This is a genomic window from Pedobacter glucosidilyticus DSM 23534, from assembly GCF_000425145.1.
Taxonomy (GTDB): Bacteria; Bacteroidota; Bacteroidia; order Sphingobacteriales; family Sphingobacteriaceae; genus Pseudopedobacter; species Pseudopedobacter glucosidilyticus.
This window is the reverse complement of record NZ_KE384312.1, coordinates 24,018-49,159: the sequence shown is the minus strand read 5'-3', so window position 1 is coordinate 49,159 and position 25,142 is coordinate 24,018. Positions and strand designations below refer to the sequence as shown.

At 34.2% G+C, this 25,142-nt stretch carries 21 protein-coding genes; 10 read left to right on the top strand and 11 right to left on the bottom strand.

The window, feature by feature from the left end; all coding sequences use genetic code 11:
* Positions 1-2: 2 nt before the first annotated feature.
* Genes H510_RS0114845 through uxaC form a run of 3 tightly spaced genes read right to left on the bottom strand, consistent with a single transcriptional unit; the run spans position 3 to position 3,074 of the window.
* Positions 3-659, bottom strand: coding sequence for a bifunctional 4-hydroxy-2-oxoglutarate aldolase/2-dehydro-3-deoxy-phosphogluconate aldolase (locus tag H510_RS0114845; RefSeq protein WP_026905032.1), 657 nt, complete (start codon positions 657-659; stop codon positions 3-5).
* Positions 649-1,668, bottom strand: coding sequence for a sugar kinase (locus H510_RS0114840; RefSeq protein ID WP_026905031.1), 1,020 nt, complete (start codon positions 1,666-1,668; stop codon positions 649-651). The genes H510_RS0114845 and H510_RS0114840 overlap by 11 nt, the downstream gene beginning before the upstream one ends.
* The gene (gene uxaC / locus H510_RS0114835; RefSeq protein WP_026905030.1) at positions 1,668-3,074 is read right to left on the bottom strand and encodes a glucuronate isomerase; all 1,407 of its coding nucleotides are present in this window, start codon (positions 3,072-3,074) and stop codon (positions 1,668-1,670) included. Before uxaC ends, H510_RS0114840 begins: the two co-directional genes overlap by 1 nt.
* Positions 3,075-3,442: 368 nt before the next feature.
* Between uxaC and H510_RS0114830 the strand changes: the two genes are divergently transcribed.
* Genes H510_RS0114830 through H510_RS0114810 form a run of 5 tightly spaced genes read left to right on the top strand, consistent with a single transcriptional unit; the run spans position 3,443 to position 10,253 of the window.
* Positions 3,443-4,258 carry a hypothetical protein gene (locus H510_RS0114830; protein WP_026905029.1) on the top strand — a complete coding sequence of 272 codons (816 nt, stop codon included), beginning with the start codon at positions 3,443-3,445 and terminating at the stop codon, positions 4,256-4,258.
* A gap of 10 nt (positions 4,259-4,268) precedes the next feature.
* The gene (locus H510_RS19920; protein ID WP_026905028.1) at positions 4,269-6,587 is read left to right on the top strand and encodes an Rv1355c family protein; all 2,319 of its coding nucleotides are present in this window, start codon (positions 4,269-4,271) and stop codon (positions 6,585-6,587) included.
* Positions 6,588-6,603: 16 nt separating this feature from the next.
* Positions 6,604-8,754, top strand: coding sequence for a sensor histidine kinase (locus H510_RS19070; protein ID WP_036693077.1), 2,151 nt, complete (start codon positions 6,604-6,606; stop codon positions 8,752-8,754).
* Between the two features lie 9 nt (positions 8,755-8,763).
* Positions 8,764-9,849 carry a hybrid sensor histidine kinase/response regulator gene (locus tag H510_RS0114815; protein ID WP_026905027.1) on the top strand — a complete coding sequence of 362 codons (1,086 nt, stop codon included), beginning with the start codon at positions 8,764-8,766 and terminating at the stop codon, positions 9,847-9,849.
* A 2-nt stretch (positions 9,850-9,851) separates the two neighbouring features.
* Positions 9,852-10,253, top strand: a complete 402-nt coding sequence (locus H510_RS0114810) for a response regulator (RefSeq protein WP_026905026.1) — start codon at positions 9,852-9,854, stop codon at positions 10,251-10,253.
* Here the strand turns inward: H510_RS0114810 and H510_RS0114805 are convergent.
* Both H510_RS0114805 and H510_RS0114800 read right to left on the bottom strand, forming a co-directional pair.
* Positions 10,250-10,714 carry a response regulator gene (locus H510_RS0114805; RefSeq protein ID WP_026905025.1) on the bottom strand — a complete coding sequence of 155 codons (465 nt, stop codon included), beginning with the start codon at positions 10,712-10,714 and terminating at the stop codon, positions 10,250-10,252. The two genes, H510_RS0114810 and H510_RS0114805, sit on opposite strands and share 4 nt — an antisense overlap.
* Before the next feature lie 76 nt (positions 10,715-10,790).
* Entirely contained in the window at positions 10,791-11,804 is a 1,014-nt protein-coding gene (locus tag H510_RS0114800) for a LacI family DNA-binding transcriptional regulator (RefSeq protein ID WP_026905024.1), read from the bottom strand.
* 104 nt (positions 11,805-11,908) lie between these two features.
* Between H510_RS0114800 and H510_RS0114795 the strand changes: the two genes are divergently transcribed.
* The 3 genes from H510_RS0114795 to H510_RS0114785 are packed head-to-tail and all read left to right on the top strand — an operon-like array spanning position 11,909 to position 16,437.
* Positions 11,909-13,393 (top strand): xylulokinase, encoded by a 1,485-nt coding sequence (locus H510_RS0114795; protein ID WP_026905023.1) that lies wholly within the window; start codon positions 11,909-11,911, stop codon positions 13,391-13,393.
* Between the two features lie 11 nt (positions 13,394-13,404).
* Complete coding sequence (gene xylA, locus H510_RS0114790) at positions 13,405-14,736, top strand: xylose isomerase (RefSeq protein ID WP_026905022.1); 1,332 nt, start codon at positions 13,405-13,407, stop codon at positions 14,734-14,736.
* A 36-nt stretch (positions 14,737-14,772) separates the two neighbouring features.
* Positions 14,773-16,437: a sodium/sugar symporter gene (locus tag H510_RS0114785; protein ID WP_026905021.1), complete on the top strand. Its 1,665-nt coding sequence runs from the start codon at positions 14,773-14,775 to the stop codon at positions 16,435-16,437.
* A 138-nt stretch (positions 16,438-16,575) separates the two neighbouring features.
* Here H510_RS0114785 and H510_RS0114780 read toward each other — a convergent pair whose 3' ends face one another.
* The 3 genes from H510_RS0114780 to H510_RS0114770 all read right to left on the bottom strand — a co-directional run bounded on the left by H510_RS0114780 (position 16,576) and on the right by H510_RS0114770 (position 19,965).
* Positions 16,576-17,022 (bottom strand): hypothetical protein, encoded by a 447-nt coding sequence (locus H510_RS0114780; RefSeq protein WP_026905020.1) that lies wholly within the window; start codon positions 17,020-17,022, stop codon positions 16,576-16,578.
* A 232-nt stretch (positions 17,023-17,254) separates the two neighbouring features.
* Positions 17,255-18,649 (bottom strand): M16 family metallopeptidase, encoded by a 1,395-nt coding sequence (locus H510_RS0114775; RefSeq protein ID WP_051291281.1) that lies wholly within the window; start codon positions 18,647-18,649, stop codon positions 17,255-17,257.
* Positions 18,650-18,651: 2 nt separating this feature from the next.
* Positions 18,652-19,965, bottom strand: coding sequence for a M16 family metallopeptidase (locus tag H510_RS0114770; protein WP_026905018.1), 1,314 nt, complete (start codon positions 19,963-19,965; stop codon positions 18,652-18,654).
* A gap of 128 nt (positions 19,966-20,093) precedes the next feature.
* On the opposite strand from H510_RS0114770, the gene pgi reads away from it, so the two are divergent.
* Together pgi and H510_RS0114760 are read left to right on the top strand one after the other, a co-directional pair.
* Positions 20,094-21,740, top strand: coding sequence for a glucose-6-phosphate isomerase (gene pgi / locus H510_RS0114765; protein WP_026905017.1), 1,647 nt, complete (start codon positions 20,094-20,096; stop codon positions 21,738-21,740).
* Positions 21,741-21,800: 60 nt separating this feature from the next.
* Positions 21,801-22,322, top strand: a complete 522-nt coding sequence (locus tag H510_RS0114760) for a DUF2911 domain-containing protein (RefSeq protein ID WP_026905016.1) — start codon at positions 21,801-21,803, stop codon at positions 22,320-22,322.
* Positions 22,323-22,375: 53 nt separating this feature from the next.
* On the opposite strand, the gene H510_RS0114755 is transcribed toward H510_RS0114760, so the two are convergent.
* The 3 genes from H510_RS0114755 to H510_RS0114745 are packed head-to-tail and all read right to left on the bottom strand — an operon-like array spanning position 22,376 to position 25,134.
* Complete coding sequence (locus H510_RS0114755; protein ID WP_036693075.1) at positions 22,376-22,807, bottom strand: nuclear transport factor 2 family protein; 432 nt, start codon at positions 22,805-22,807, stop codon at positions 22,376-22,378.
* A 13-nt stretch (positions 22,808-22,820) separates the two neighbouring features.
* Positions 22,821-24,461 (bottom strand): NAD+ synthase, encoded by a 1,641-nt coding sequence (locus tag H510_RS0114750; protein ID WP_026905014.1) that lies wholly within the window; start codon positions 24,459-24,461, stop codon positions 22,821-22,823.
* A 31-nt stretch (positions 24,462-24,492) separates the two neighbouring features.
* Entirely contained in the window at positions 24,493-25,134 is a 642-nt protein-coding gene (locus H510_RS0114745; protein WP_026905013.1) for a porin family protein, read from the bottom strand.
* Positions 25,135-25,142 lie beyond the last annotated feature (8 nt).

The window sequence follows — 25,142 nt, the reverse complement described above, 5'->3', positions numbered from 1 at the left end:
ATTTATTTACAAAGTTTTATCAGCCTAAAAGCTTCTGCTGTGTTTTTTGCTAACTCGTCTAAAGCTCTGTTTTGCATCACATCTTTACTGATGAGTTTGCTCCCCATTCCAACTGCAGAAACACCTGCTTTAAACCACTCTCGAATATTTTTTTCTTCAATTTCAACACCTCCTGTTGGCATAAAATGTTGCCCAACAAAAAGTTCTCTTATCGCACTTACAAAACCTGTCCCTAAAACATTTGCAGGGAAAAGTTTAATCAATAATGCACCCACACCTTGTGCAGTACTAATTTCTGTAGGTGTCATACAGCCAGGTATCCAAAGCATATCAAGGCTATTTACCAATTGGCCCACCGCAATATTTACCGTAGGGCATACAATATAATCGGCACCAGCATCAATAAAATCTTGTGCCTCTTTGGTGTTTTTAATGGTTCCTATCCCTAAGTAAAAATCAGGAAGATCTTTTAATTGTGATTTTAAATATCTAAAATTTTCTAAAGCAGCCGGACCACGGTTAGTATATTCTAGCGTTTTTACACCCGCTTCGTATAAGGTTTTAATGATAGCTAAGCTTAGCTCTTTATCTTCATGATAAAACAGAGGTAGCATCCCCTGGCCAATAATGGTGTCTAAGACAGTTTGTTTATGCGGCATAGTCTTTTATGGTTTGTAATATTTCTTCTTTAGTTGTTGATGTTGAATCTGTTGGGATAAATAGCTTTTTAAAAGCAGCAGCCGTAGCAAATTCTAAGGTATCTTGTGTGCTGTAACCAGATGATATACCAAAAAGTAAACCACCCATAAAGGCATCTCCACTTCCTACTTTATTGATAATTTTATCAACCTGATATTGCTGAGATACATGTAGTGTACCTTCTTGATAAAATGTGGTATAATAATTAATGCCCTCGCCGTTTTCAAACCTAAAGGTATTGGCTACTGCTTTACAGTTAGGAAATTTACTCATTATCTCTAAAGATGTTTTTTCGGCATGTTTAAGATAAGCTTCCTTAGCATCTTGTACTATCAAGGTATCATCTAATGCAGTACCCAACATTTGATGAGCAGCCCATAAATTACCCATAATTAAATCACAATATGAAGCAATTTCTGGCATAATTTCTACCGGGCTTTTACCATATTTCCAAAGCTTTGCTCTGTAATTCAAGTCTAAAGAAACATGTATACCTTTTGCTTTACAAGCTTTCACAGCTTCTAGGCAAACGTTTGCAGCATTTTGCGAAACAGCAGGACAAATAGCACTAAACTGAAAATGGCTTACGCCTTCCAATACTTTATCCCAATTTACATCACCTGGCTTTAAAGCATAAAATGATGAATATGCCCTATCATAGATAACCCCGGCACTTTTTAAATCTTTACCTTGGGTAAGGTAATAAATCCCTATACGCTCCCCTTGTAAAGCGATTCTTGAAGCATCAATATTTAAATTTTCTATATAACCTAAAATTTCTTTGGTTAGGTCATGATCTGGTAAAGCAGTAAAGAAAGAAACATCAGCACCCCAAATGGCTAAGCCGGTAGCTACATTTAGCTCGGCTCCGCCAACAAAAATTGGGATTTCATTATTTTTTAACCATGCTCCGTTTGCGTCCGGAGAAATTCTTAGTAATAGCTCACCAAAGGTTAATATTTTACTCATTATAAATTAAAGTATTGTTTAGCGTTATAGTAGCAAATATCTTTAACAATTTGTCCAATCCATTTTTCATCATCAGGGATTTGGCCATTCTCCATCTCAGAACCTAAAAGATTACATAATATTCTTCTGAAATATTCATGTCTGGAGTAAGAAAGGAAACTTCTAGAATCTGTTAACATCCCAACAAAAGTACTCAGAACTCCCATATTTGATAAGGAATTTAATTGTTTCTCCATCCCATCTTTTTGGTCTAAGAACCACCAGCCCGAGCCAAATTGCATTTTACCTTTTGTTTTCCCATCGGCAAAATTGCCTATCATGGTAGCAAAAACATCATTATCAGCAGGGTTAAGGTTATAAAGAATGGTTTTGGTTAATTGGTCTTCTAAAGAAAGATTGCCTAAGAAATTAGAAAGACTTTCTGCTTGTTTAAAATCGGCAATAGAATCGTAACCAGTATCCGGACCTAATTTTCTCATCATCCCGTGGTTGTTATTACGTATAGCACCTAAATGGAATTGCTGTACCCAACCTTTTTCATGATAAATTTTACCTAACTCTGTTAAAACATATCCAGCAAAAGCATCTGGATCAGAGAAAGTATCCACATCACCAGCTAAAAGCTTTTTGTATTCTTGTTTTTGGGCATCTGTTAAAGTTAACTTTGATGGGATAGCTTGTAAACCATGGTCTGATATACTTGCACCATGAGCTTCAAAATAATCAACCCTATTTCTTAAAGCTGCAATTAAAGACTCAACATCTGTAATTTGTATGCCCGATGCTGCTGATAATTTTTTGATATAAGCTCTGTAAGCATTTACATCGCCAATTAACAAAGATTTATCCGGACGAAAAGATGGTTTTACCTTTACTGCAAAGCCGCTTTCTTGTAATTGCTTATGGTATTTTAAGTCATCACAAGGATCATCTGTAGTACCTACCATCACCACATTAAACTGGGTTAATAAGCCTTGTGTAGAAAAATTATCTTGTGCTAAAAGCTCATTAGCATGACTGTAAATTTTTGATGCCGATTGCTCGTTTAAGAAATTTTGAACGTCAAAAGGATTTTTAAGTTCCATGTGTGTCCAATGAAAAAGTGGATTTCTTACTGTTGCAGGAACCACTTTAGCCCAAGCCATAAACTTTTCCTCATCAGAAGCACTGCCGGTGATATAATTTTCATCTACACCAAGAGCCCTCATAGCCCTCCATTTGTAATGATCTCCTTTTAACCAAATTTCAGTTAAAGTACTAAATTTCTTATTTTCTGCAATCTCTTGTGGAGGAAGATGATTGTGATAATCTATGATAGGTAAATCCTTAGCATAATCATGATATAAAACCTTTGCCTGCTTGCTGTAAAGTAAAAAATCCTCTGGTATTACTGCGCCTTCTTTCATTTGGAAATTTCTGTTGTTTTTGTTACTTAATTCTAAAATTTTAAATTGGTTGCTACGGCGATGCCAATTTGTAAAAAATATTGCTTATTTACACTATGAAATGTGTATTTTTTAGTAAATGCTTTTAATTTTTATTCTTTTTGAGATTTTTTAATCCTTAAATTAGAAGTAACAACACTTAGTATCTTTTAGATTATAACTTATCAGCATAAACTTATTTTAACAATAAAATTTATTAGAAACTTATAAAAGCTATATTATTTGCTATTTTCAGCCTTAATAAAAAATATTAATAACTTTTAAGCCATTAAACTGGTATAAGATTCTTAGAATACGTTAAATTTAAAAACCATACTTGTACAAAATTGATGGAGTCTTATTTAAATAAAGAAAAACCCGAAGTAAGATTAAGAGCGTTTAGGGCGATAGACGATCCAGAAACCTGTGCGCTGTTTGTAGAAGGACATAAAAATGTGCTTACGAGTATTGGCGTTACCAAAGTTACTTCCTCAAAAAACGAGTGGGTAGACAACCCAGGAGCCTTTGTTCTCATTGTTGAATCATTAGATAAAAAGAAAGTTTATGGAGGGGTACGTATACATGTTGCCGGTGGAAGTCAACCCTTACCCATAGAAGAAGCCACTAAAGCCCTAGACCCTGCTATAACCACCTTAGTTTACAATTATGCACAACAAGGTACAGGCGAATTTTGTGGCTTATGGAATTCTAGAGAAATAGCAGGTTATGGGGTAGGTAGCATTTTTCTATCAAGAGCTTGTGTGGCTATATCTACACAAATCGGTATAAAATCTATTTTTGCATTATGTGCACCCTATACCGTACAAATGGGCATAAATTCTGGTTACGAAATAGAAACCAGTATAGGTAATAATGGTACTTTTTACTACCCAAAATTAGATTTAATTGCTACCACCATGATACTTAAAGACCCAGAGTTTTTAAGTAAAGCAGTTGAGGAGGAAAGAGAAACCATTTTCAAACTGAGAGAAAATTTAACCATCACCCGTTTAGAAGAGCTCAGAAAAAAACAAATAGAAATACATTATGAAATCCAAATACCAAATCTAGAAAATTGGGATTTAAAGGCTGCAATAGCCAATACTTCTTTGCCTTCAGCTCAGCTTAAAACACAAGACTTTGATGAATTTGATATTTTCTCCTAAATCTTAAAAGATGTCTAACACTACAACTTCTCATTTTTTACAACTAAACCACCATCTTAAAGAAATTTATCAACCTTTAATACTTAAAATACATCAACCAAAAGACCTACAAATTTTTAACGATTTAATTAGCCAACAACAGGTTGTATTCTTTTACGACGAAATATGGAGCCAATTGCAGGAGCTTATCAAATCAAAAAACCCTTCCATAAGGCTTACAGAAGATGTTTACAAGAAACTGATTGATGAAGAACTAGGAGAATTTAGCTTAGAACAATACGGTGTTTGGGTTTATTATCCCTGGAGCAAGAAAATGGTACATCTTTTAGATAGAGATGCTTTTGTAGAGGTAAGAACAAACCGTAATCAATATAAAATTACAAGAGAAGAAAGAGATTTATTAAGCACCAAAAAGATTGGTATCGTAGGCTTATCTGTAGGGCAATCTATTGCGCTTACTTTAGCGATGGAAAGAGGCTGTGGCGAATTACGCTTAGCAGATTTTGATACACTTGAACTTAGTAATTTAAACAGAATAAGAAGCGGTGTAAGTAATTTAGGCTTATCAAAAGTGATAGTTGCCGCTCGTGAAATCCTGGAAATAGACCCTTTTTTAAATGTAACCTGTTTTAAAGAAGGCTTAACGGAAGATAATTTGGATGATTTCTTTCTTAAAGATGGCAAGCTTGATCTTTTAGTAGATGAATGTGATGGCCTCGACATGAAGATTATTGCCAGACACAAAGCCAAAGCATTACAAATTCCGGTTTTGATGGATACTAGCGATAGAGGAATGCTGGATGTAGAAAGATTTGATTTAGAACCCAACAGGGAATTGCTTCATGGCACTTTAAAAGGGATTAACCCGCATACAATCAAAGAACTAAGCAATGAAGATAAAATACCATTAATCTTGCAAATGTTAGGTGCAGAAAATATTTCTTTAAGAGGAAAAGCATCAATGGTAGAAGTACAACAAACCATCAATACCTGGCCGCAGCTTGCCAGTTCTGTTACTTTAGGAGGGGCTGTAGCTGCCGATGTTAGCCGAAGAATCTTACTTAACCAATTTCATGCCTCTGGCAGATATTATATTGATTTAGAAGAACTCATCGCAAATCCGAAGATTGATAAACAAGAAAACGCCTCTGAAAGAAAAAATCCACACAACCCCTTATTCAAACAAGATTTGATAAACCTGGCACAACAGGTTTCATTTACTAAAACCAATAATGCTGTTACTATTGATGAACATACACTTAAAGAATTAATACATGCAGCAGCAGCAGCTCCATCTACAGGAAACGACCAACCTTGGAAATGGCTTTATCAAGAAGGCCTTCTTTATCTTTTTCATGAAGAAAATAGGTCTTATTCCTTTGGAGATTTTCAAAAAACAGCTTCTTTTATTTCTCTAGGTGCAGCTTTTGAAAATTTATACCTTAAAGCACTCACATTTAATTTAAATACAAAAATAAATTTCTTACCCATAGCTAGCCAAGAGCAACTGGTTGCAGTTATTTATTTTGAAAAATCAGAAATAAACACCAATACCTTAGCACAAGACCTATCAACTTATATTCATCAAAGATGTACGAACAGAAATCATGCGCTACAAAAAAATAGGCTAGAAGAAAAGCAATTAGCATATCTGCAAGAAATCACAAACAGCATTTATCCTATTAATTTTCAATACTTTACAGAAGAAAAAGACCTTAAATTATTTGGAAAAATGATAGGTATTTGCGATAGAATACGCCTATTAAACCCAGAGGGTCATTATGATTTTGTACATAGAGAGATGCGCTGGACCACCGCCGATGCCGAACAAAGCAAAGATGGGATTGATGTTAAAACTTTAGGATTAAGTAACTCGCAACTTGCTGCCTTGAGTATGATTAAAGATGCTGCAGTTGTTAAAACAATAAAGGAATTAAAAGGCGGAAAAGCATTTGATACTTTGGCCTTAAAAACAATAGAATCAGCATCGGCAATATGCCTTATAAGTGTACCTAAATACAGCTTAGAAAGTTTTTTTAAAGGCGGTCAAGCTATGGAGCGTTTTTGGCTTGCTGCAACAAAAATTGGTTTAGCAGTACACCCACTCATATCACCTTTATACTTATTTACAAGAATCAATCATGGAAATGGCAAGGGCTTAGATGTAAGTAGTATAAATGAATTAACAGCATTAAGAAAAGAATTTGAAGCTTTAACAGGATTAGATAAAAATAATGCAGAAGTATTTTTAGCAAAAATTTCTTTTGCAGAACAAATAGAATTAAAATCACATAGATTACCTTTAGAAAAAATTCTATTTGTTAGTTAAAAATTAAATCCACCTTATGAGGAATAAACTTTTACTTTTTCTTATACTTTGCTGTTCTTACACTTATGGGTTAGGGCAACACAAGATTATTTTTAAGAATGATAATAGCATTATAGGTCATCATATTGCTATTTTACAAGACGATTCAAAAAAATTAAGTTTTAATGATATTTTAAATAACCAATCATTTAAGCCCTCTGGCGCAGAAACTATCATTTTACCTTTAAGTGATGCTAATTTTTGGTTAAAATTCACCATCAAAAATCAAAGTAATCAAAACAAATTGCTTTTAATGATAGAAAGTTCTTATTTAGACAATAGTGAACTGTATTATCAAAGAAACGGAGTTTTATACTTTCAGAAAATTAGTAACACAAAAAAATTTAATGCCAGAAAGTATAAACATCAACATCCTACATTTGATTTAAACATTGCCGCAAATGCAGAACAAACTTATTATCTCAAAGTAAATAGCCATGAGCAAATGTTTCTTCCTATTTATATAGGAAAAGAGCAAAAAATATCAGAATACCTTAATAGCCATGATATTTTTTGGGGTGTTCTTATTGGTATTTTAATGGTTATGATTCTTTATAATAGCTTCTTATATCTCTCAACCAAAGATATAAGCTATGTGTATTACGTTTTATATACCTTATTTACCTTACTAACTCAAATAACCCTTTCCGGACATTCATTTAAATACCTGTTTAGTAATACCCCTTACCTGTTTAATAAAGCTTTGATAATTTTTCCGGGCCTAGCAGGCATTATGGGTGTAATATTCATCAGACTTTTTTTACAATCAAAAACCAGAACGCCTAAACTCAACAAACTATTTATTGTCTCTTTGGTGGTTTACGCCAGTGCCATTGTAGCCAGAATCATAGGTTTCGACCTTTTAAGTTATCGCTTAATTGATATAGTCGCCATTTATACCATTATTGTTATCTATACCGTAGCAATAACCATCACAGTACAAGGTTACAGGCCTGCTAAGTTTTTTTTAATTGCCTGGAGCGGCTTTTTCATCGGCCTCATCATATTTATATTAAAAAACTCCGGCTTATTACCTTATAATACCTTTACCAATTATTCTTTACAAATAGGAACAGCACTAGAAGTAACATTACTTTCTTTAGCATTGGCAGATAGAATTAATATTCTTAAAAAAGAAAAAGAGCAGTCGCAAGCACAAGCTTTAGAAATTGCTAAAGAAAATGAACGCATTATCAAAGAACAAAATACCATATTAGAGCAAAGAGTTAAAGAAAGAACTGTTGAATTGATAGAAACAAATAACGAACTTAGCCATACGCTTGAAGATTTAAAACAAGCACAAACCCAATTGGTTGAAGCAGAAAAAATGGCTTCATTAGGTCAATTAACTGCCGGTATAGCACATGAAATTAATAACCCCATTAACTTTGTAACTTCCAACGTTTCGCCATTACTTAGAGACGTAAATATGTTATTTGATGCAGTAGATTTGATAGAAAAAATAGGTTTGTCTGATAAAACTATACAAGAAAAACAGCAAGAAATAGAGGAATATAAAGAGGAGTTAGACTACGATTACCTAAAAATGGAAATTAACCATTTACTAAAAGGTATTCATGAAGGGGCTAGCAGAACCGCAGAAATTGTTAAAGGTCTAAGAATTTTTTCCAGAGTTGATGAAGATGACTTAAAAAGAGCTGATATAAATGAAGGGATAGAATCTACTTTAGTTATCATGAATAATTTACTTAATAATAGCAATATTAAAGTAGAAAAAAACTATGCAGCATTACCTTTGGTAGAGTGCTATCCAGGGAAACTTAATCAAGTTTTTTTAAATATCATCTCTAATGCCATACACGCTATCAATGTCAAACATACCCATAGTAAAGATGGTTTATTAAGCATCAAAACTACAGCAACAGAAGATGTTGTTAACATTTATATTACCGATAATGGCTGTGGAATGTCTGACACTACAAGAAATAAAATTTTTGACCCTTTCTTTACCACAAAAGATGTGGGAGAAGGAACAGGTTTAGGTATGTCTATAGCTTACAATACTATAAAAAAACACAACGGTCAAATTTTTATCAATACTGAACCAGATAAAGGCACAGAATTTATTATCAAAATACCCGTTATACACCAAATCATGATCAGCTAAAATATAATCATGTCAGAAAAAATTAAGATACTGTATGTAGATGATGAAATGAATAACTTAATAGGCTTCAAAGCCTCATTAAGATTTGATTATCAGATTTTTACTGCACAAAATACTTCTGAAGCTTTACAATATTTAAATAAATATCCTGATATAAAAGTAATTTTTTGCGACCAAAGGATGCCCCATAAAACTGGGGTAGACTTTTTTGCAGAAATTAGAAGTACACACCCATACCCCATCAGAATATTATTAACTGCTTATACAGATATAGAATCGGTTATTGACGCCATTAACAAAGGACATGTTTTTAGATATGTAAAAAAACCTTGGATAGATGCCGATATCATTAGTGCTATTGAAGAGGCTGTACATTTTTACGAGGCAAGTTCTATGCTTGCACTAAAAAATCAGGAATTACATAAAGCTTATTCGGAACTTGATAAATTTGCATACTCTGTAAGTCATGATATACGAGGCCCATTAGTAGGTATTGCAGGAGGAATAAATCTAGCCTTAAATACCCATAACTTAGATGAGGTAAAAGAAATATTGAAAATGATGAATAAATCTGTTCAAAAACTAGATGATTTCATCTTAAGCATGCATGATTATTACAGCTTAGAAAGAGGCGAACTCAAAATTACAGATATTGATTTTAGAGATCTTATCAAAGAAATGGAAGATGTTTATGAAATTTATGCTAAAACTCTATCCATAGCCTTTAAAATCCATTTACAACAAGAAGAATCTTTCTGGAGCGATAGAGTTTCTATTTTTTTAATCATCAACAACCTTTTATCAAACGCTTTTAAATATCAGATATTAGAAAAAGAAGACAAATTTGTTAGCTTAAATATCGTCGTAGAAAAAGGCATTGCAACCATTATTGTAGCTGATAATGGCTCTGGAATTGATGAAAAATATAAGAATCAAATTTTTGATTTATTCTTTAGAGCACATATTAAAGAAGCTGGCTCGGGCTTTGGATTATTTAATGTTAAAAGTGCTTTGTTAAAACTAAACGGACAAGTAGAAGTAGACTCTGAACTTAACCAAGGCACAACTTTCACCATCAAAATACCTAACAAATAAACATGAAACTAAACTTTATTATTGTAGACGATAGAGAATTAGATTGCTTTATTGCAGAAAAACTTATTCTAAACACAGGCAAATGTAATAGCTTTAAAGCTTATGACAATGCTATAGAAGCTTTACAGGATATTAAAGCTATAGAACCAGAAAAAGGAAGTTTAACAGTACTTTTACTAGATATCATGATGCCTGTAATGAATGGCTTTCAGTTTATAGAAGAGTTTGAAAACTTGCCGAAAGAAACCAAAAACAATTATCGTATTATCTCCATTACAACATCATTAAATAAAAATGATATCAGTAGAATTTCTACTTACGAATCTGTATTTGGAGTATTAAAAAAACCTTATAGCTTTGAAGCTTTTGAAGAAATGATAAATAATATTAGCCAAGAAAGTTAAGATAAAAGTTTTTGTCTTAACAAAAACTCTAATTGATCATTAGAAGTAGCCAATTTTTCATTCATGATTTCTATTTGCTTACGTTCTAACAAGATGTCATAAGCTCTTTTAATAGTCATATCAAGCTCTGCTTCATCCCAAGGTTTATTAAGATAATGGAAAATTTTACCTTTATTAACGGCGTCTATCACTGCACTCATATCAGCATATCCTGTTAGTAATATACGCATAGGTTCCGGAAACTTTTCTAATACTTTTTCTAAAAACTCAACACCAGTCATATTGGGCATTCTTTGGTCTGTAATAATAATATCAACAGCTTTGGTTTCCATAATCTTAAGGGCATCATCGCCACTTAATGCAGTATGTACTTGATACTTTATTCTGAAATTAGCTTTAAAAGAAATTAGATTATTTTCTTCATCATCTACATAAAGTACAACTATTTTTTTTTCAGACATGGATGCAAAGTTTTAAAAACAAAAATAAATATAATAAAACTTTACATTTAAAAAGAAGTGCAATATTACACTCGTATTATTTTGCGGTTGATTGCCTTTTAATAACTAAAGGTTCTATCACGATATGTTCTACATTTTGATAAGGATTGCCACTTTTAATCATCTTAACAAAACTTTCAGCACATGCTATACCCATTTTAGCTGCCTGTTGATCTATAGTAGATAAATTTGGTGTAATAAAAGCCGAGAATGTTTCATTAGCAAAACCCATAACTCCAATGTGTGGCGGGGTAAGTTGCAATTCTTTTAACTTTTTGATAACACCTAAGGCAGTATAATCATCTCCAGCAATAATAGCATCGGGTTTGTCTTGCGCTCTCATAAGTTTATCAGCACCATAACGCCCATCTTTTATAGATAACCCTCCATATATAATATGATCTTCTTTAACTTTCAACTTAAAATCAGCTAAAGCGGCCTTATAGCCTTTTACCCTATTGCCAAAAATACTATTCTGATGGACAGTAGTTACAAAAGCAATATTTTGATAACCTTGTTTAATTAAATGTTCGGTTGCCAAATAACCAGCTTTATAATCATCTAAAGTTACCGTCGGAACATTTAGCTTTTCATCTACACGATCAAATAAAACCAGTGGCTTATTTTGTTTGATTAGTGTTTGGAAATGTGAAGTATCCTCAGTCTCAAGAGAAAGAGAAGCGATAATACCATCCACCTGTGCTTCTAACAAGGTTTTTACGCCATTAATCTCGTTCTCAACCGATTCTCCAGACTGGTACAAAAGAATGCGATAATCATTATCTTTTAATACTTGCTCTATACTATGAATAACTACAGCAAAAAAATGGATTTCCATACTGGGAACAATAACTCCTATGGTATGTGTTTTCCCTGATTTTAAAGAAGATGCGAGACGATTGGGGCTATAATTTAACTTTTCAGCAGTCTCAAAAACAGCTTTTTTTGTAGCATCACTTATCGTAGAAAAATTATTAAGAGCCCTAGATACGGTAGATACCGTAATATTAAGCTCTTTAGCTATATCATAAATGGTTGCCTTCTTTTTCACTTTTTAAAGTAAATAAAATTATAGGATATTTTGACAATTTAAATATTAAATATACCTTTATGCAACCGGTTGCACTTAACCATTATAACCTGGCTTAAACATTTATGTATTTATTAGGTATAGACATAGGCACATCTTCTGTAAAAGTTTCAGTTATTGAAACGCTTACGCAAAAAATTGTATCAACTGCACAATATCCAGAAACAGAGGCAGAAATCATCGCTCTTAAACCAGGCTGGGCAGAACAATCACCAGAAAACTGGTGGGAGTTTACGCAGAAAGCCATCTTAAAAAATCATCAAACCAAAAAATACAACCCACAAGACATCATAGGTATTGGTATAGCTTATCAAATGCATGGCTTAGTATTAGTTGATAAAAACCAGCAAGTGCTAAGAAATGCAATCATCTGGTGCGATAGCAGAGCTGTAGACATTGGAGAAAAAGCATTTCAAAATATAGGCCAAGCAGAAAGTTTAAGTCATCATCTTAACTCGCCCGGAAATTTTACAGCTTCTAAATTGGCTTGGGTAAAAGAAAATGAACCCGAAATTTTTGCCAACATATACAAACTCATGCTTCCCGGAGATTTTATATCCATGAAGTTAACAGGCCATATTACAACCAGTATCAGCGCATTATCTGAAGGTATTTTCTGGGATTTTAAAAACAACAAGCTATCAGAAAAAATATGTAAAGAGTTTGGCTTTGATACTTCCATATTTCCAGAACTGAAACCTGTATTTTCCAACCATGGCGAGGTAAAGACTGATGTTGCAGATATACTTCAACTTAAAGCGGGTATACAAGTAGCTTATAAAGCTGGCGACCAACCCAATAATGCACTTTCTTTAAACGTGTTAGAACCAGGTGAAGTTGCTGCCACAGCAGGTACTTCTGGTGTTATCTATGGCGTAAGCGACCAATTGGTTTACGATCAGCAATCTCGTATCAACACTTTTGCACACGTTAATTATTTGCAAAACCAGATTAGAACGGGTGTTTTATTGTGTATTAATGGTACAGGGATATTAAACAGCTGGGCAAGAAAACTTTTTGCCAAAGATTTAAGCTATCCGGAAATCAACCAACTTGCTTCTCAGGTAGAAATTGGTAGTAAAGGCCTCAGAATTTTACCTTTTGGCAATGGTGCAGAAAGAATGTTAAACAACAAGCTTATTGGGGCCCACATTTTTAATATAGATTTAAATCAACACCAAGCAGCATATATCTTTAATGCTGTACAAGAAGGTATTGCTTTTTCTTTCAGATACGGTTTAGATATCATTAGAGAAAATGGCTTAAACCCCTCAGTTATAAGAGCCGGAAAATCAAATTTATTTTTAAGCGAGGTATTTAGAAAAGCATTTACCGGAGCTACCCAAGTACCTATAGAGCTTTATCAGAATGATGGTAGCGTAGGCGCTGCCTTAGGTGCAGGTATTGGTATTAAACATTTTAAAAACGCTCAGGAAGCCTTTCAAAATCAAGAGGTGTTAGCTACCATAGAACCTCAGGAAACAGAGGCTTATGATGCTGCCTACCAAGAATGGAAACAATTACTCAATCAAAAAATTAATAACATATAAATCAATCAAAAATGTCAATCGTAACAGGTGAAAAAGAATTCTTCAAAGGTATAAACCAAGTTAAATTTGAAGGAAGAGAATCAGATAATCCATTAGCTTTTAGATGGTATGATGAAAACAGGATAGTTCAAGGAAAAACCATGAAAGAGTATGTAAAATTTGCTTGCGCATACTGGCACTCTTTCAATGGTAACGGTGCCGATCCATTTGGAGGCCCTACTCATGAATTTGCTTGGGATGTTAAAGCAGATGCTGTAGAAAGAGCAAAAGACAAAATGGATGCCGCATTTGAGTTCATGACAAAAATGAACCTTCCTTACTATTGCTTTCATGATGTTGATGTTGTTGATTATACTAACGATATCGTAGAGAACGAAAGAAGATTGAACGCTATGGTAGAATATGCCTTACAAAAGCAAAAAGAAAGTGGCATTAAATTACTTTGGGGTACAGCTAACCTGTTTTCTCATAAACGTTATATGAATGGTGCTATCACCAATCCAGATTTTCATGTATTGACACATGGTGCCGCACAAGTAAAGGCTGCTATTGATGCTACGATTGCTTTAGGCGGAGAAAACTATGTTTTTTGGGGTGGTAGAGAAGGCTACATGACCTTATTAAACACCAATATGAAGAGAGAGCAAGAACATTTTGCTCGTTTCTTACACACCGTAAAAGATTACGCAAGAAGCAATGGCTTTAAAGGAACTTTCTTTATTGAGCCTAAACCTTGCGAACCTTCTAAACATCAGTATGATTATGATTCTGCCACCGTTATAGGTTTCTTAAGACAGTATGATTTATTAAATGATTTCAAACTAAACATAGAAGTTAACCATGCTACTTTGGCTGGCCATACATTCCAACATGAGTTACAAGTTGCTGCCGATGCTGGCATGTTAGGTTCTATTGATGCTAACAGAGGCGATTACCAAAATGGCTGGGATACAGACCAATTCCCTAATAACATTTTAGAATTGGTAGAAGCTATGTTGGTGATTGTTGAAGCTGGAGGCTTACAAGGTGGAGGTATTAATTTTGATGCTAAAATCAGAAGAAATTCTACAGACCCTGCAGATTTATTCTATGCGCATATTGGCGGTATGGATACTTTTGCTAAAGCTTTATTAGTAGCAGAAGAAATCTTAGAAAAATCAGATTATAAAAAGCTAAGAGCGCAACGTTACGCTTCTTTTGACTCTGGTAAAGGGAAAGAATTTGAAGAAGGAAAACTTTCTTTAGCTGATTTAAGAGATTATGCCATTCAGCATGGCGAGCCTCAAACCATAAGTGGTAAACAAGAATTTTTTGAAAATATGCTTAATAAACATATTTTTTAATAAATTCACGTCCTCCAAACTAAACTTAAATAAAGAATGAACACACTTCAAACTTCTGATTACATTGTATTTCTAATATACTTTGTGATTGTTGCTGGATACGGACTATGGATTTACAACCGTAAAAAAGCAGAGAGCGCAAGTTCTAAGGACTACTTCCTGGCAGAAGGGTCATTAACATGGTGGGCAATTGGAGCATCACTTATCGCTTCCAATATCTCAGCAGAACAATTTATTGGTATGAGTGGCGCTGGCTTCACCTTAGGCCTTGCTATTGCAACTTATGAATGGATGGCTGCTGCAACGTTAGTTATTGTTGCTGTATTCTTTATCCCGGTATATCTTAAAAACAAGATATTTACCATGCCTCAGTTCTTAAGCCAGCGTTATAACGAGACCGTTGCCATGATTATGGCCGTTTTCTGGCTATTGCTTTACGTTGTGGTAAATTTAACTTCTATCCTTTTCTTAGGAGCTTTAGCAGTTAGTAGCATATCTGGTATAAACTTTACGGTTTGTATGTATGCCTTAGCTATATTCTCCATCATCATTACCCTTGGCGGGATGAAAGTTATTGGTTATACCGATGTAATCCAAGTGTTTTTCTTAATCTTAGGAGGTTTAGCAACCACTTATTTAGCACTTGATTTAGTAGCTCAAAATAATGGATCTAGCGGTGTTCTTAATGGTTTTAACCTCATTACCTCACAAGCAGAAGATCATTTCCACATGATTTTTGATAAAGACAACAAAAACTTTGTTGATTTACCAGGCTTAACCGTATTGGTAGGTGGTATGTGGATTGTAAACTTAAACTATTGGGGTTGTAACCAGTACATTACCCAAAGAGCTTTAGGTGCCGATTTAAAAACTGCCAGAGGAGGTTTATTATTTGCAGCTTTCTTAAAATTGTTAATGCCTATTATTGTGGTATTGCCAGGTATTGCCGCTTACGTACTCTACAAACAAGAAGTTTTTACTACCGAGATGCTTGTTAATGGCGAAGTAAACCCTGATAGTGCTTACCCAGTATTGTTAAACTTATTGCCTCCGGGATTGAAAGGTTTATCTTTTGCAGCTTTAACAGCGGCAGTAGTAGCTTCTTTAGCGGGTAAAGCAAATAGTATTGCCACCATCTTTACTTTAGATGTTTACAAGAAGATATTCAACCCAAATGCATCTGAAGCTAATCAGGTATTAACAGGTAAAATTACCATCATTGCAACTATGCTATTGGCAGTAGTTATTGCACCTCACTTAGGAATAGAAAAAGGTGGTTTTAAATATATTCAAGAGTATACAGGCTTTGTCTCTCCGGGTATATTTGCGATGTTTATCTTAGGATTCTTCTGGAAAAGAACTACTTCATCGGCAGCAATGTTTGCCACCATTGGAGGTTTTATCTTATCGGTAGTGTTAAAATTCCTTCCAGAATGGACAGACCTTTCTTTCTTATACCCAGCAGGATTCGCCGTTAATGTAAATGGTGTTTACGAAATTCCTTTCTTAGATAGAATGGGCTTTGTGTTTATCTTTTGTATCATTGGTATGTATTTGATTTCTATTTTAGAAAACAGAAAAGGTGTTAACCCTAAAGGATTAGAGATAGACAGCAGCATGTTTAAAACCAATACAGGCTTTACTGTTGGTGCACTATTAATATTTGGTATTTTACTAGCGCTTTATACCGTATTCTGGTAGTATCAAATTACCTGAAATACTTAAAGGAGGTTATGTTAAACATAACCTCCTTTTTATTTCCCAAAAAAAATTAGTCATAAAAAAAACCGCTATAAAAGCGGTTCCCTCAACTATTTTAATTTATTTAACCTTTAAAATTTAAGCCAACTGCAATTGAGGCATCTTGCCAAATAAAGTCTCAAAATTAATAGAATATCCACTCAGCTTGTTAAAGAAAGCAAACATTCCGTTTGCATTTTTTGGGTTACTTTTAGCCGTTTGTATAAGCTTGTTCATGATAACAGGCATCTGCTTATCAGCAAAAGTTTTAGCCGTATTCATATTGACGCCATAATACTTGTTTAATCTAATAGCATATTTTGATGCTATTGAACGTACCAAAGCGGTGTTTTGAATACTAGATACACTAAAGAAAACTAGCAAATCATTAAACTTACCATTATCAATTTGCGCTTTTAAAACATCAATAATAGTACCTGATGCTTCGTTAATGATAGCTTCGTGTGCACTAGTAGAAATTTGACCTACCTCATTTAAATGTGGCTCTAAATTCTCTTTTACTATAGAATACAACTTCTCAAACATTTTATTTTAAATTAGGTGAGATTACAAAATTAACTACTCAAAAACAAAATTCCAATAAATTATGCAAACAAACAAATATTTTAATATATTTTTATCAATAAAAAGCAAAAATTATTAAATCAATTATAATTAGATAGAACTAAAACTTTGATATCAATTACTATACCAAAAAATAAAAGTGGATTAACAAGAGTTAATCCACTTTTAAGAGTACTTAGTGTACAGTATTTATTTAAAAACTATCCTCTTTGATTTGTTTTTCGGTCAGTTTACCATAAGCACTTACTACATTCTTAATTTCTGCTGCATTCCCTACAAATAAAAACTGCAAATCATTAGCCGAGAAATACTTTTGGATAATCTCTTTACTTTTTTCAACAGTTAGGCCATCTACCTTATTTTCAAAAGAATTGATGAAGTCTTCGTTAAAATCATACCAAAACATATCGGTAAGTAAAGAAGCTAATTGAGCAGGCGTTTCATAATCTGGCGGAAACTGCCCTTTTACATAATTCTTGGCCGATTGTAAGGTAGCTTCATCTAAGCCTTTCTCCTGAAGCTTTTTCAATACTTCTAAAGCTTTATCAACCGTAGCTTTGGTAGTTGTTGTAGCCGTAAAAGTACTGATGTAAAATGTACCAGAATTTTTCAAGGTAGAGAAACGACTGTTAGCACCATAAGTTAAGCCCGAGTTTACTCTTAACTCATCATTTAACCACGAGGTAAACCTACCTCCTAAAACAGTATTTACCACTTCTATGGCTACAAAATCTGGATTGTTACGACTAACGCCTTTACCGCCTATCAACATGGTTGTTTCACGGGCATCACTTTTATTAACCAATAAAACTCTGGCCTCTTTAGGGCTTTCTATAGTTGATGAAATAGCTGTGGCATTAACTGAGTTATTCCATTTACCAAAAAGCTTAGAGATTTTAGCTTTCATCTCTTTAGCTTTAAAGTCTCCAACAATAGCTATTGCTGCACCATTAGGCCCATAGTTCTTGTTATAAAAGTTCTTCACATCGGTAACAGATAAATTTTGAACCGAACTAACACTACCAGAAACCGGATTGCCATAAGGGTGGTTGCCATACATAAAATTATCCCAATAATTACCAATTACAGAACGCGGACTTTCCTTTGCCCTTTCCAATTGTGTAAGTATTCTTTGTTTCTCTTTGGTAAATTCTTGTTCATTAAAACTTGGCGCTGTTAATAGCTCGTTTATAATAGGCAAAACCTTATCTTGATGTTTAGCTGCAAATTTTGCGCTTAAACCTGCTAATTCTTTACCAGCATAAGTATTGTATGAGGCACCAATAAAGTCCATCTGCTCTTCTATTTGAGCTTTAGTGTAACTTTTTGTTCCAAATTGCAAAGCTTTAGCTGTTAAGGAGGCCAAACCTTTTTGATCAGCATCTAAAACTGCCCCTGATGGAATTACCGCTGCTATATTAATCGTAGGAACCTCATGTTGCTCCATCAGATATATGGTTAAACCATTAGCTAATTTAAATTTCTCGTATGCCGGAAGCTTAAACTTAGCTTGCTGTGCTAAAACTGCCAAAGGAAAAACCATTAGCAAGAAAAAGCCTATTTTTATGATTGATTGATTTCTTTTCATGATTATTCTTCTGTGTTACTTTTTAAAACTCCGACTGTTCTATTAGATTTTTTGAAATAAGTTGCAGCTACCCTTTTAACATCATCTACACTTACTTTAGCATATTCATCCATAGCGGTAAACATCTTTTTATAATCACCAAAGAAAACCTCATAAGTACCTAGATTATTAGATTTGCCATTAATGGTTTCAACTTGGTCATAAAACTCACTCAATTTCTGGTTCTTGATTTTTTGTAGTTCATTAGCTGTAACACCTTCCTTAGCTATTTTTTCAAGCTCGGTATAAACCATTTTTTCTATCTCATCTGTTGATTTTCCTTTTGCAGATGATACATAAATAGAAAATAAAGTGGGATCAAAACTGGCACTATAATCTGTAAAAACAGAAGTTGCCAATTGGTTTTTATCAACCAAATTACTGTGTAAACGAGATGAGTTTCCATTACTTAAAATAGCACTTAAGATGTCTAAAGCATAATAATCAGCATGCTGTGCTTCTGGCGCATGGTAACCAATAATCATATAAGGAGAACTTACTTGTTTCTGAACCGCAATTCTTCTCTCTCCGGTTTGTTTTGGCTCAACCAAATGAACTTTAGGACCTGGTTTCTGAGATGGTATAGGTTGCATATATTTTTCAGCAAGTCTTTTTACCTCATCAAATTTCACATTACCCGAGATAACAACCGTACAGTTGTTGGGCGCATAATAAGTTTTAAAGTAATATTCTAAATCTTGTTTTGTCCAGTTTTTGATATCCTCTTCGTAACCAATTACAGGCCAATGGTAAGGATGTTCTTGAAAAGCAGTGGCATAAACAGCCTCGCCTAGCATTCTCCATGGCGAGTTTTCTAAACCCGTACTTCTTTCTGAAAGTACTACACCTCTTTCAGATTCTACCATATTATCGGCTATCGCCAAATTAGCTATACGGTCTGATTCTAAATCGAATATAACTTCCAAAGCTTGGGCAGGAAACCAATCGGTATAAACCGTTACATTTTGTGTGGTATAGGCATTATTTGCCCCACCATTATACTCCATGGTACGGTCAAATTCTTTGGGACCATATTTTTTAGCTCCGTTAAACATCATGTGCTCAAAAAAGTGCGACAAGCCGGTTATGCCCGGATGTTCATTTCTTGAACCTACTTTGTAAAACAGGTACATATTGGCGTTAGGGATTGAAGCATCTTCCAGAACCAGAAACTTCATTCCGTTGCTTAAGGTAAATGTCTTTACGTCATCTATCTTATTCTGTGCAAAAAGTTGCAAACTTAATGCAACTAGCAAAGTAACAAACAGTTTTCTCATTTTTTCAATTAGTGTTATGTTGCAATTTAAGATATAGTAAGTTACAAAAACGAATGCGAATAGTTTTGTCTTAAAAATTTTGCAATGCTTATATTGCAGCCAATTTAGAAATCAATAAATTAAACTGCATGTTACCAAAAATCAACTTCACACAAACACAAAGCTATCAATATCTTGCCGACCATCTCGTTGAAATATCAGATAAACATTTAAGAGGTCTTTTTGCTGAAGACGCTGAAAGGTTTAACAAATTCTCTGTTTTGTTTAATGATATTTTAGTTGATTATTCTAAAAATAGAATAAACGAAACAACCATGGCCTTATTAACTCAACTAGCCAAAGAATGCGGAGTTGAAGGTGCTATACAAGCCATGTTTAATGGTGAAAAGATTAACGAAACAGAAGATAGAGCCGTACTGCACACAGCTTTAAGAAACAGAAGTAATACACCTGTAATTGTTGAAGGTAAAGATGTAATGCCTGATGTAAATGCGGTTTTACAAAAAATGAAAACCTTTTCTGATGCTATCATCAACGGAGATTGGAAAGGATATACCGGAAAAACCATTACAGATGTTGTAAATATTGGCATTGGAGGTTCTGATTTAGGTCCGGTTATGGTTACCGAGGCTTTAAAAGCTTATAAAAATCATTTAACGCTTCATTTTGTATCTAATGTTGATGGCACACATATAGCAGAAACTTTAAAAAAGGTTAACCCAGAAACTACGCTGTTTTTAATTGCATCTAAAACTTTTACTACACAGGAAACAATGGCAAATGCCCATTCTGCCCGTAATTGGTTTTTGGCTACTGGTGCTGCCGAAAGTGATGTGGCTAAACATTTTGCTGCGCTTTCTACCAATGCAGAAGGCGTTTCTAAATTTGGTATTGATACCCAAAATATGTTTGAGTTTTGGGATTGGGTTGGCGGACGTTACTCTTTATGGAGTGCTATTGGTTTACCTATTGCACTTTCTGTAGGTTTTGAGAATTTTGAAGATTTACTTCTAGGCGCTCATGAAATGGATATCCATTTCAGAGAAACAGAGTTTGAGCAAAATATCCCTGTAATATTAGCTTTATTAGGCGTATGGTATAATAATTTCTTTGAGGCAGAAACTCAAGCTATCTTACCTTATGACCAATACATGCATCGTTTTGCTGCTTATTTCCAGCAGGGAGATATGGAAAGTAATGGAAAATATGTGGCTAGAGATGGGGAACAAGTAAATTATCAAACTGGTCCAGTAATTTGGGGAGAGCCTGGCACTAACGGACAACATGCTTTTTATCAGTTAATCCATCAGGGCACCAAATTAATCCCTTGTGATTTCATTGCTCCGGCAAAATCTCATAATCCATTAGGCGAGCATCATACCTTATTGCTTTCTAACTTCTTTGCACAAACAGAAGCTTTAATGAATGGTAAAACAGAAGAAGAAGTAATTGCCGAACTTAAAAAAGAAGGTAAAACCGATGAGCAAATAGCAAAAATAGCTCCTTTTAAAGTATTTGAAGGTAATAGACCAACCAACTCTATTTTAGTTAAACAAATAAACCCTAAAACTTTAGGCGCTTTAATAGCCATGTATGAGCATAAAATCTTTGTACAAGGCGTTATCTGGAACATCTTTAGCTTTGACCAATGGGGAGTTGAATTAGGCAAACAATTAGCAGGTAAAATATTACCTGAGCTTAAAAACGATGATGAAATTACTTCTCATGATGCTTCTACCAATGGTTTAATCAATTTGTTTAAAAATTGGAGGTAATATTTTAATGAGTGTATCAACATTTTATAAATAATAACGTTTCTAAAGAAAAATAACATCATGAAAAAAACAATCTTATTATTGTCTACGCTATTTTTCCTTATCGGGAATGTAGTAGTTAAAGCTCAGGAAGCTAAAAAACAACCTGCTAGTCCGCCTGCAAGTGTTACAGAAACCTTAAGCAATGGCACTAAAGTAACTATCAATTATGCACAACCGGGTATAAAAGGCAGAACTATTGGTAAAGAAATTGCGCCTTACGGAAAAGTATGGAGAACTGGTGCCAATGCAGCCACTCAGTTTGAAGTGAGTAAAGACGTTAAAATTAATGGCAAAAGTTTAGCTGCTGGTAAATATGCTTTGTTTACTATCCCAGGTGAAAAAGAATGGGTTGTTATTTTTAACAAAACTTGGGACCAGTGGGGAAATTACAAATACAAAGAAGCAGAAGATGCGCTTAGATTTACTGTAAAAGCAGAGAAAGCTAAAGAGTTTATGGAAAGAATGACTTTCACTATTGCTAAAAACGGAGAAGTAGCTCTAGCATGGGGAGATGTTCATATAGACTTTGTGGTAAAATAAGTTATCTTCAAAAAGATAAAAAAAGCTATCCGTTTTGGATAGCTTTTTATTTTCTAAAGGATTTTAACCGCTTGCCTGGCTAATAGTTCCCAATTTCCGCTATTCTTTACAAATACCAAAAGGATATGTAAATTCACATGTCCTGGTTTATCACCATCATTGGTATCGGCAGATAATTTATGTCTAACAATAGCTGTATTGCCTGTAACTTGGATAGTTTGATCTGCTAAATCTATTTTCACAAAATCAGATGAGCCTCCGGCAATAGCCTCTACAAAGGCAGCTTTATCTTCAACTTTACCTCCAGAATGCCCATAACTTAAATGGGTTGATGCAATACTCTCTAAATCGGCTCGGTTACCGCTAACCATAGCATCACGTAGCTTTTCTACGGCTATGCTAACTTCTTTTTCTGCCTTTGTTTGTGCAAAAGCACTTGTCATTGTTGTCATAAAAATCAGGATTAAAAGAGGTAACTTTCTCATAATTTATCATTAGTTAAAATAAATACTTGCCTACTATAGGCATTCTTCTTCCCATTCCAAAAGCTTTAGGTGATACCCTTAAAATGGGAGGCGTTTGGTAACGCTTAAATTCGGCATTATTAACCAGATTTAAAACTTTTTTAACCAAATCTGTATCAAAGCCCTGTTCTATAATTTCTTTTGAGCTTTTCTTCAATTCAATATACTCAAATAGTATTTTATCTAGGATATCGTATTCTGGCAAAGAGTCAGAATCTTTTTGATCTGGCCTTAATTCCGCAGATGGCGGTTTAACTATTGTATTTTCAGGAATAATTTCTCCATTTCTATTGATATATCTGGCTAATTGAAAAACTTGAGTCTTGTAGCAATCGCCAATCACAGAAATGGCGCCACACATATCTCCATATAAAGTGCCGTAACCTACAGCAGCCTCACTTTTATTACTGGTATTTAATAATACATAGCCAAATTTGTTAGACATGGCCATTAACAATACACCACGAGAGCGAGCCTGTATATTCTCTTCGGCTAAACTTGGTGCAAGGCCTTCAAATTCTTGAGCTAGGGTATCTTCAAAAGCTGTTGCTACTTGCGCTATAGGAAGGGTGGTATGTTTACATCCTATATTTTTAACGAGGTCTAAAGCATCTTTAACAGAATGATCTGAAGAATACTTAGAAGGTAGTAATACAGCCATCACATTTTCTGCACCTAAAGCTTCACATGCTAATGCACAAACCACAGCAGAATCTATGCCTCCTGACAAGCCTAGAATAGCTTTTTTAAATCCTGATTTTTGAAAGTAGTCTCTAACACCTAAAACCAAGGCTTGGTGTACTTGTACTGTATCTGATGGTCTTTCTTGATTTTCACTTAAAATAATGGAGCTTTTAACCTGTCCAACATCAAAAATTTGAACATCCTCTTCAAAATATTTAAGTTCTGATACGATATCGCCTGCTTTGTCAAAAACCAAAGAACCACCATCAAAAATCAACTCGGTATGCGCACCAACTTGGTTTACATAAAATAATGGGATTTGATATTTATGGCAATTTTGAGAAAGTATAACAATCCTTTGCTCATCATGATGATAAGCAAAAGGCGAAGCCGCAATGTTAATCATAAAGTCTGGCTCTTCCTTAATCAGCTCATCCATAGGACAAGCTTTATACAAAGGATTATCGCCTAAATTCCATAAATCTTCGCAAATGGTAACGGCTATTTTATAGCCCTTATAATCTACGCATTTAAATTCATGAGCAGGCTCAAAATACCTATACTCATCAAAAACATCATAAGTGGGCAACAAGGCTTTCCTGATAATTTGTTTAATTTCCCCATCAGCCATAAAATAGGCTGCATTATACAAATCTTTGCCTTCTATAACAGGGTTCAACTCCGGAACACCCACAATGCAAGCTATACCTTCACAAGCTTCTGCTATTTTTAAAGCAGATTGTTTACATAAAGCTATAAACTCCGGATATTCTAGAAAATCTCTGGGTGGATAGCCACAAATACTCAACTCTGCAAAGACAACTAAATCTGCCCCAGCTGCTTTCTGCGCTGTAATGGTTTGTATAATTTTCTGAGTATTGAGCTCAAAATTTCCGATGTGATAGTTTAACTGCGCTAATGCTATTTTCATAAATAAGTAATCGCTTAAAAATGCTTACCTTCTAAAAAAACACCCCAATATTTATACCTAAATAAGCATTTTTTAGAGAGCCATCTCCCTTTTTAATATCAGTAAAACCATTATCAAAACTTAAACCAGCTAATATTTTGGTTCTTCCTGTTGTGCTAATCTCGGCGCCAGCACCTATAATGATAGAGCCCCTGTAAAAAGCAGTTTGGTTATAAATATCTCTGTTATCAGCATTGTCTGCTGTTATGGTTGATGTATTATCTTGTTTAGCCTTGATGTTTAAACCATTCCCTAAACCAAACTCTCCAAAAAACTTAACCCCATTGTTATCATTGGTTAATAGTTTAAGCTTAGCTGGTATTTCTATGTATTGCAATTTAAAAACCTGTTCAGAGTTGGTACTTCCTGCCACGGTTTCTGTTCTACCATTAATAGTGGTTAACTTTAAACCAGTACTAAAAGCATAATTATCTGCAAAGTTTATATCAGCCAAAAGACCATAAGAAAAACCTAACCTCACTCCTTTTCCATCTACATTATCAATATCAGATTTTATCCATCCTAAAGTTGGATGTGCCGTTAATCCTAATTTAAAGGCTGGTTCTTCCTCATCTTGTGCCAAAACGCAAAAACTTAAAAATAGAAACGGAAATAGGAATAATATCTTTTTCATAACTTCGG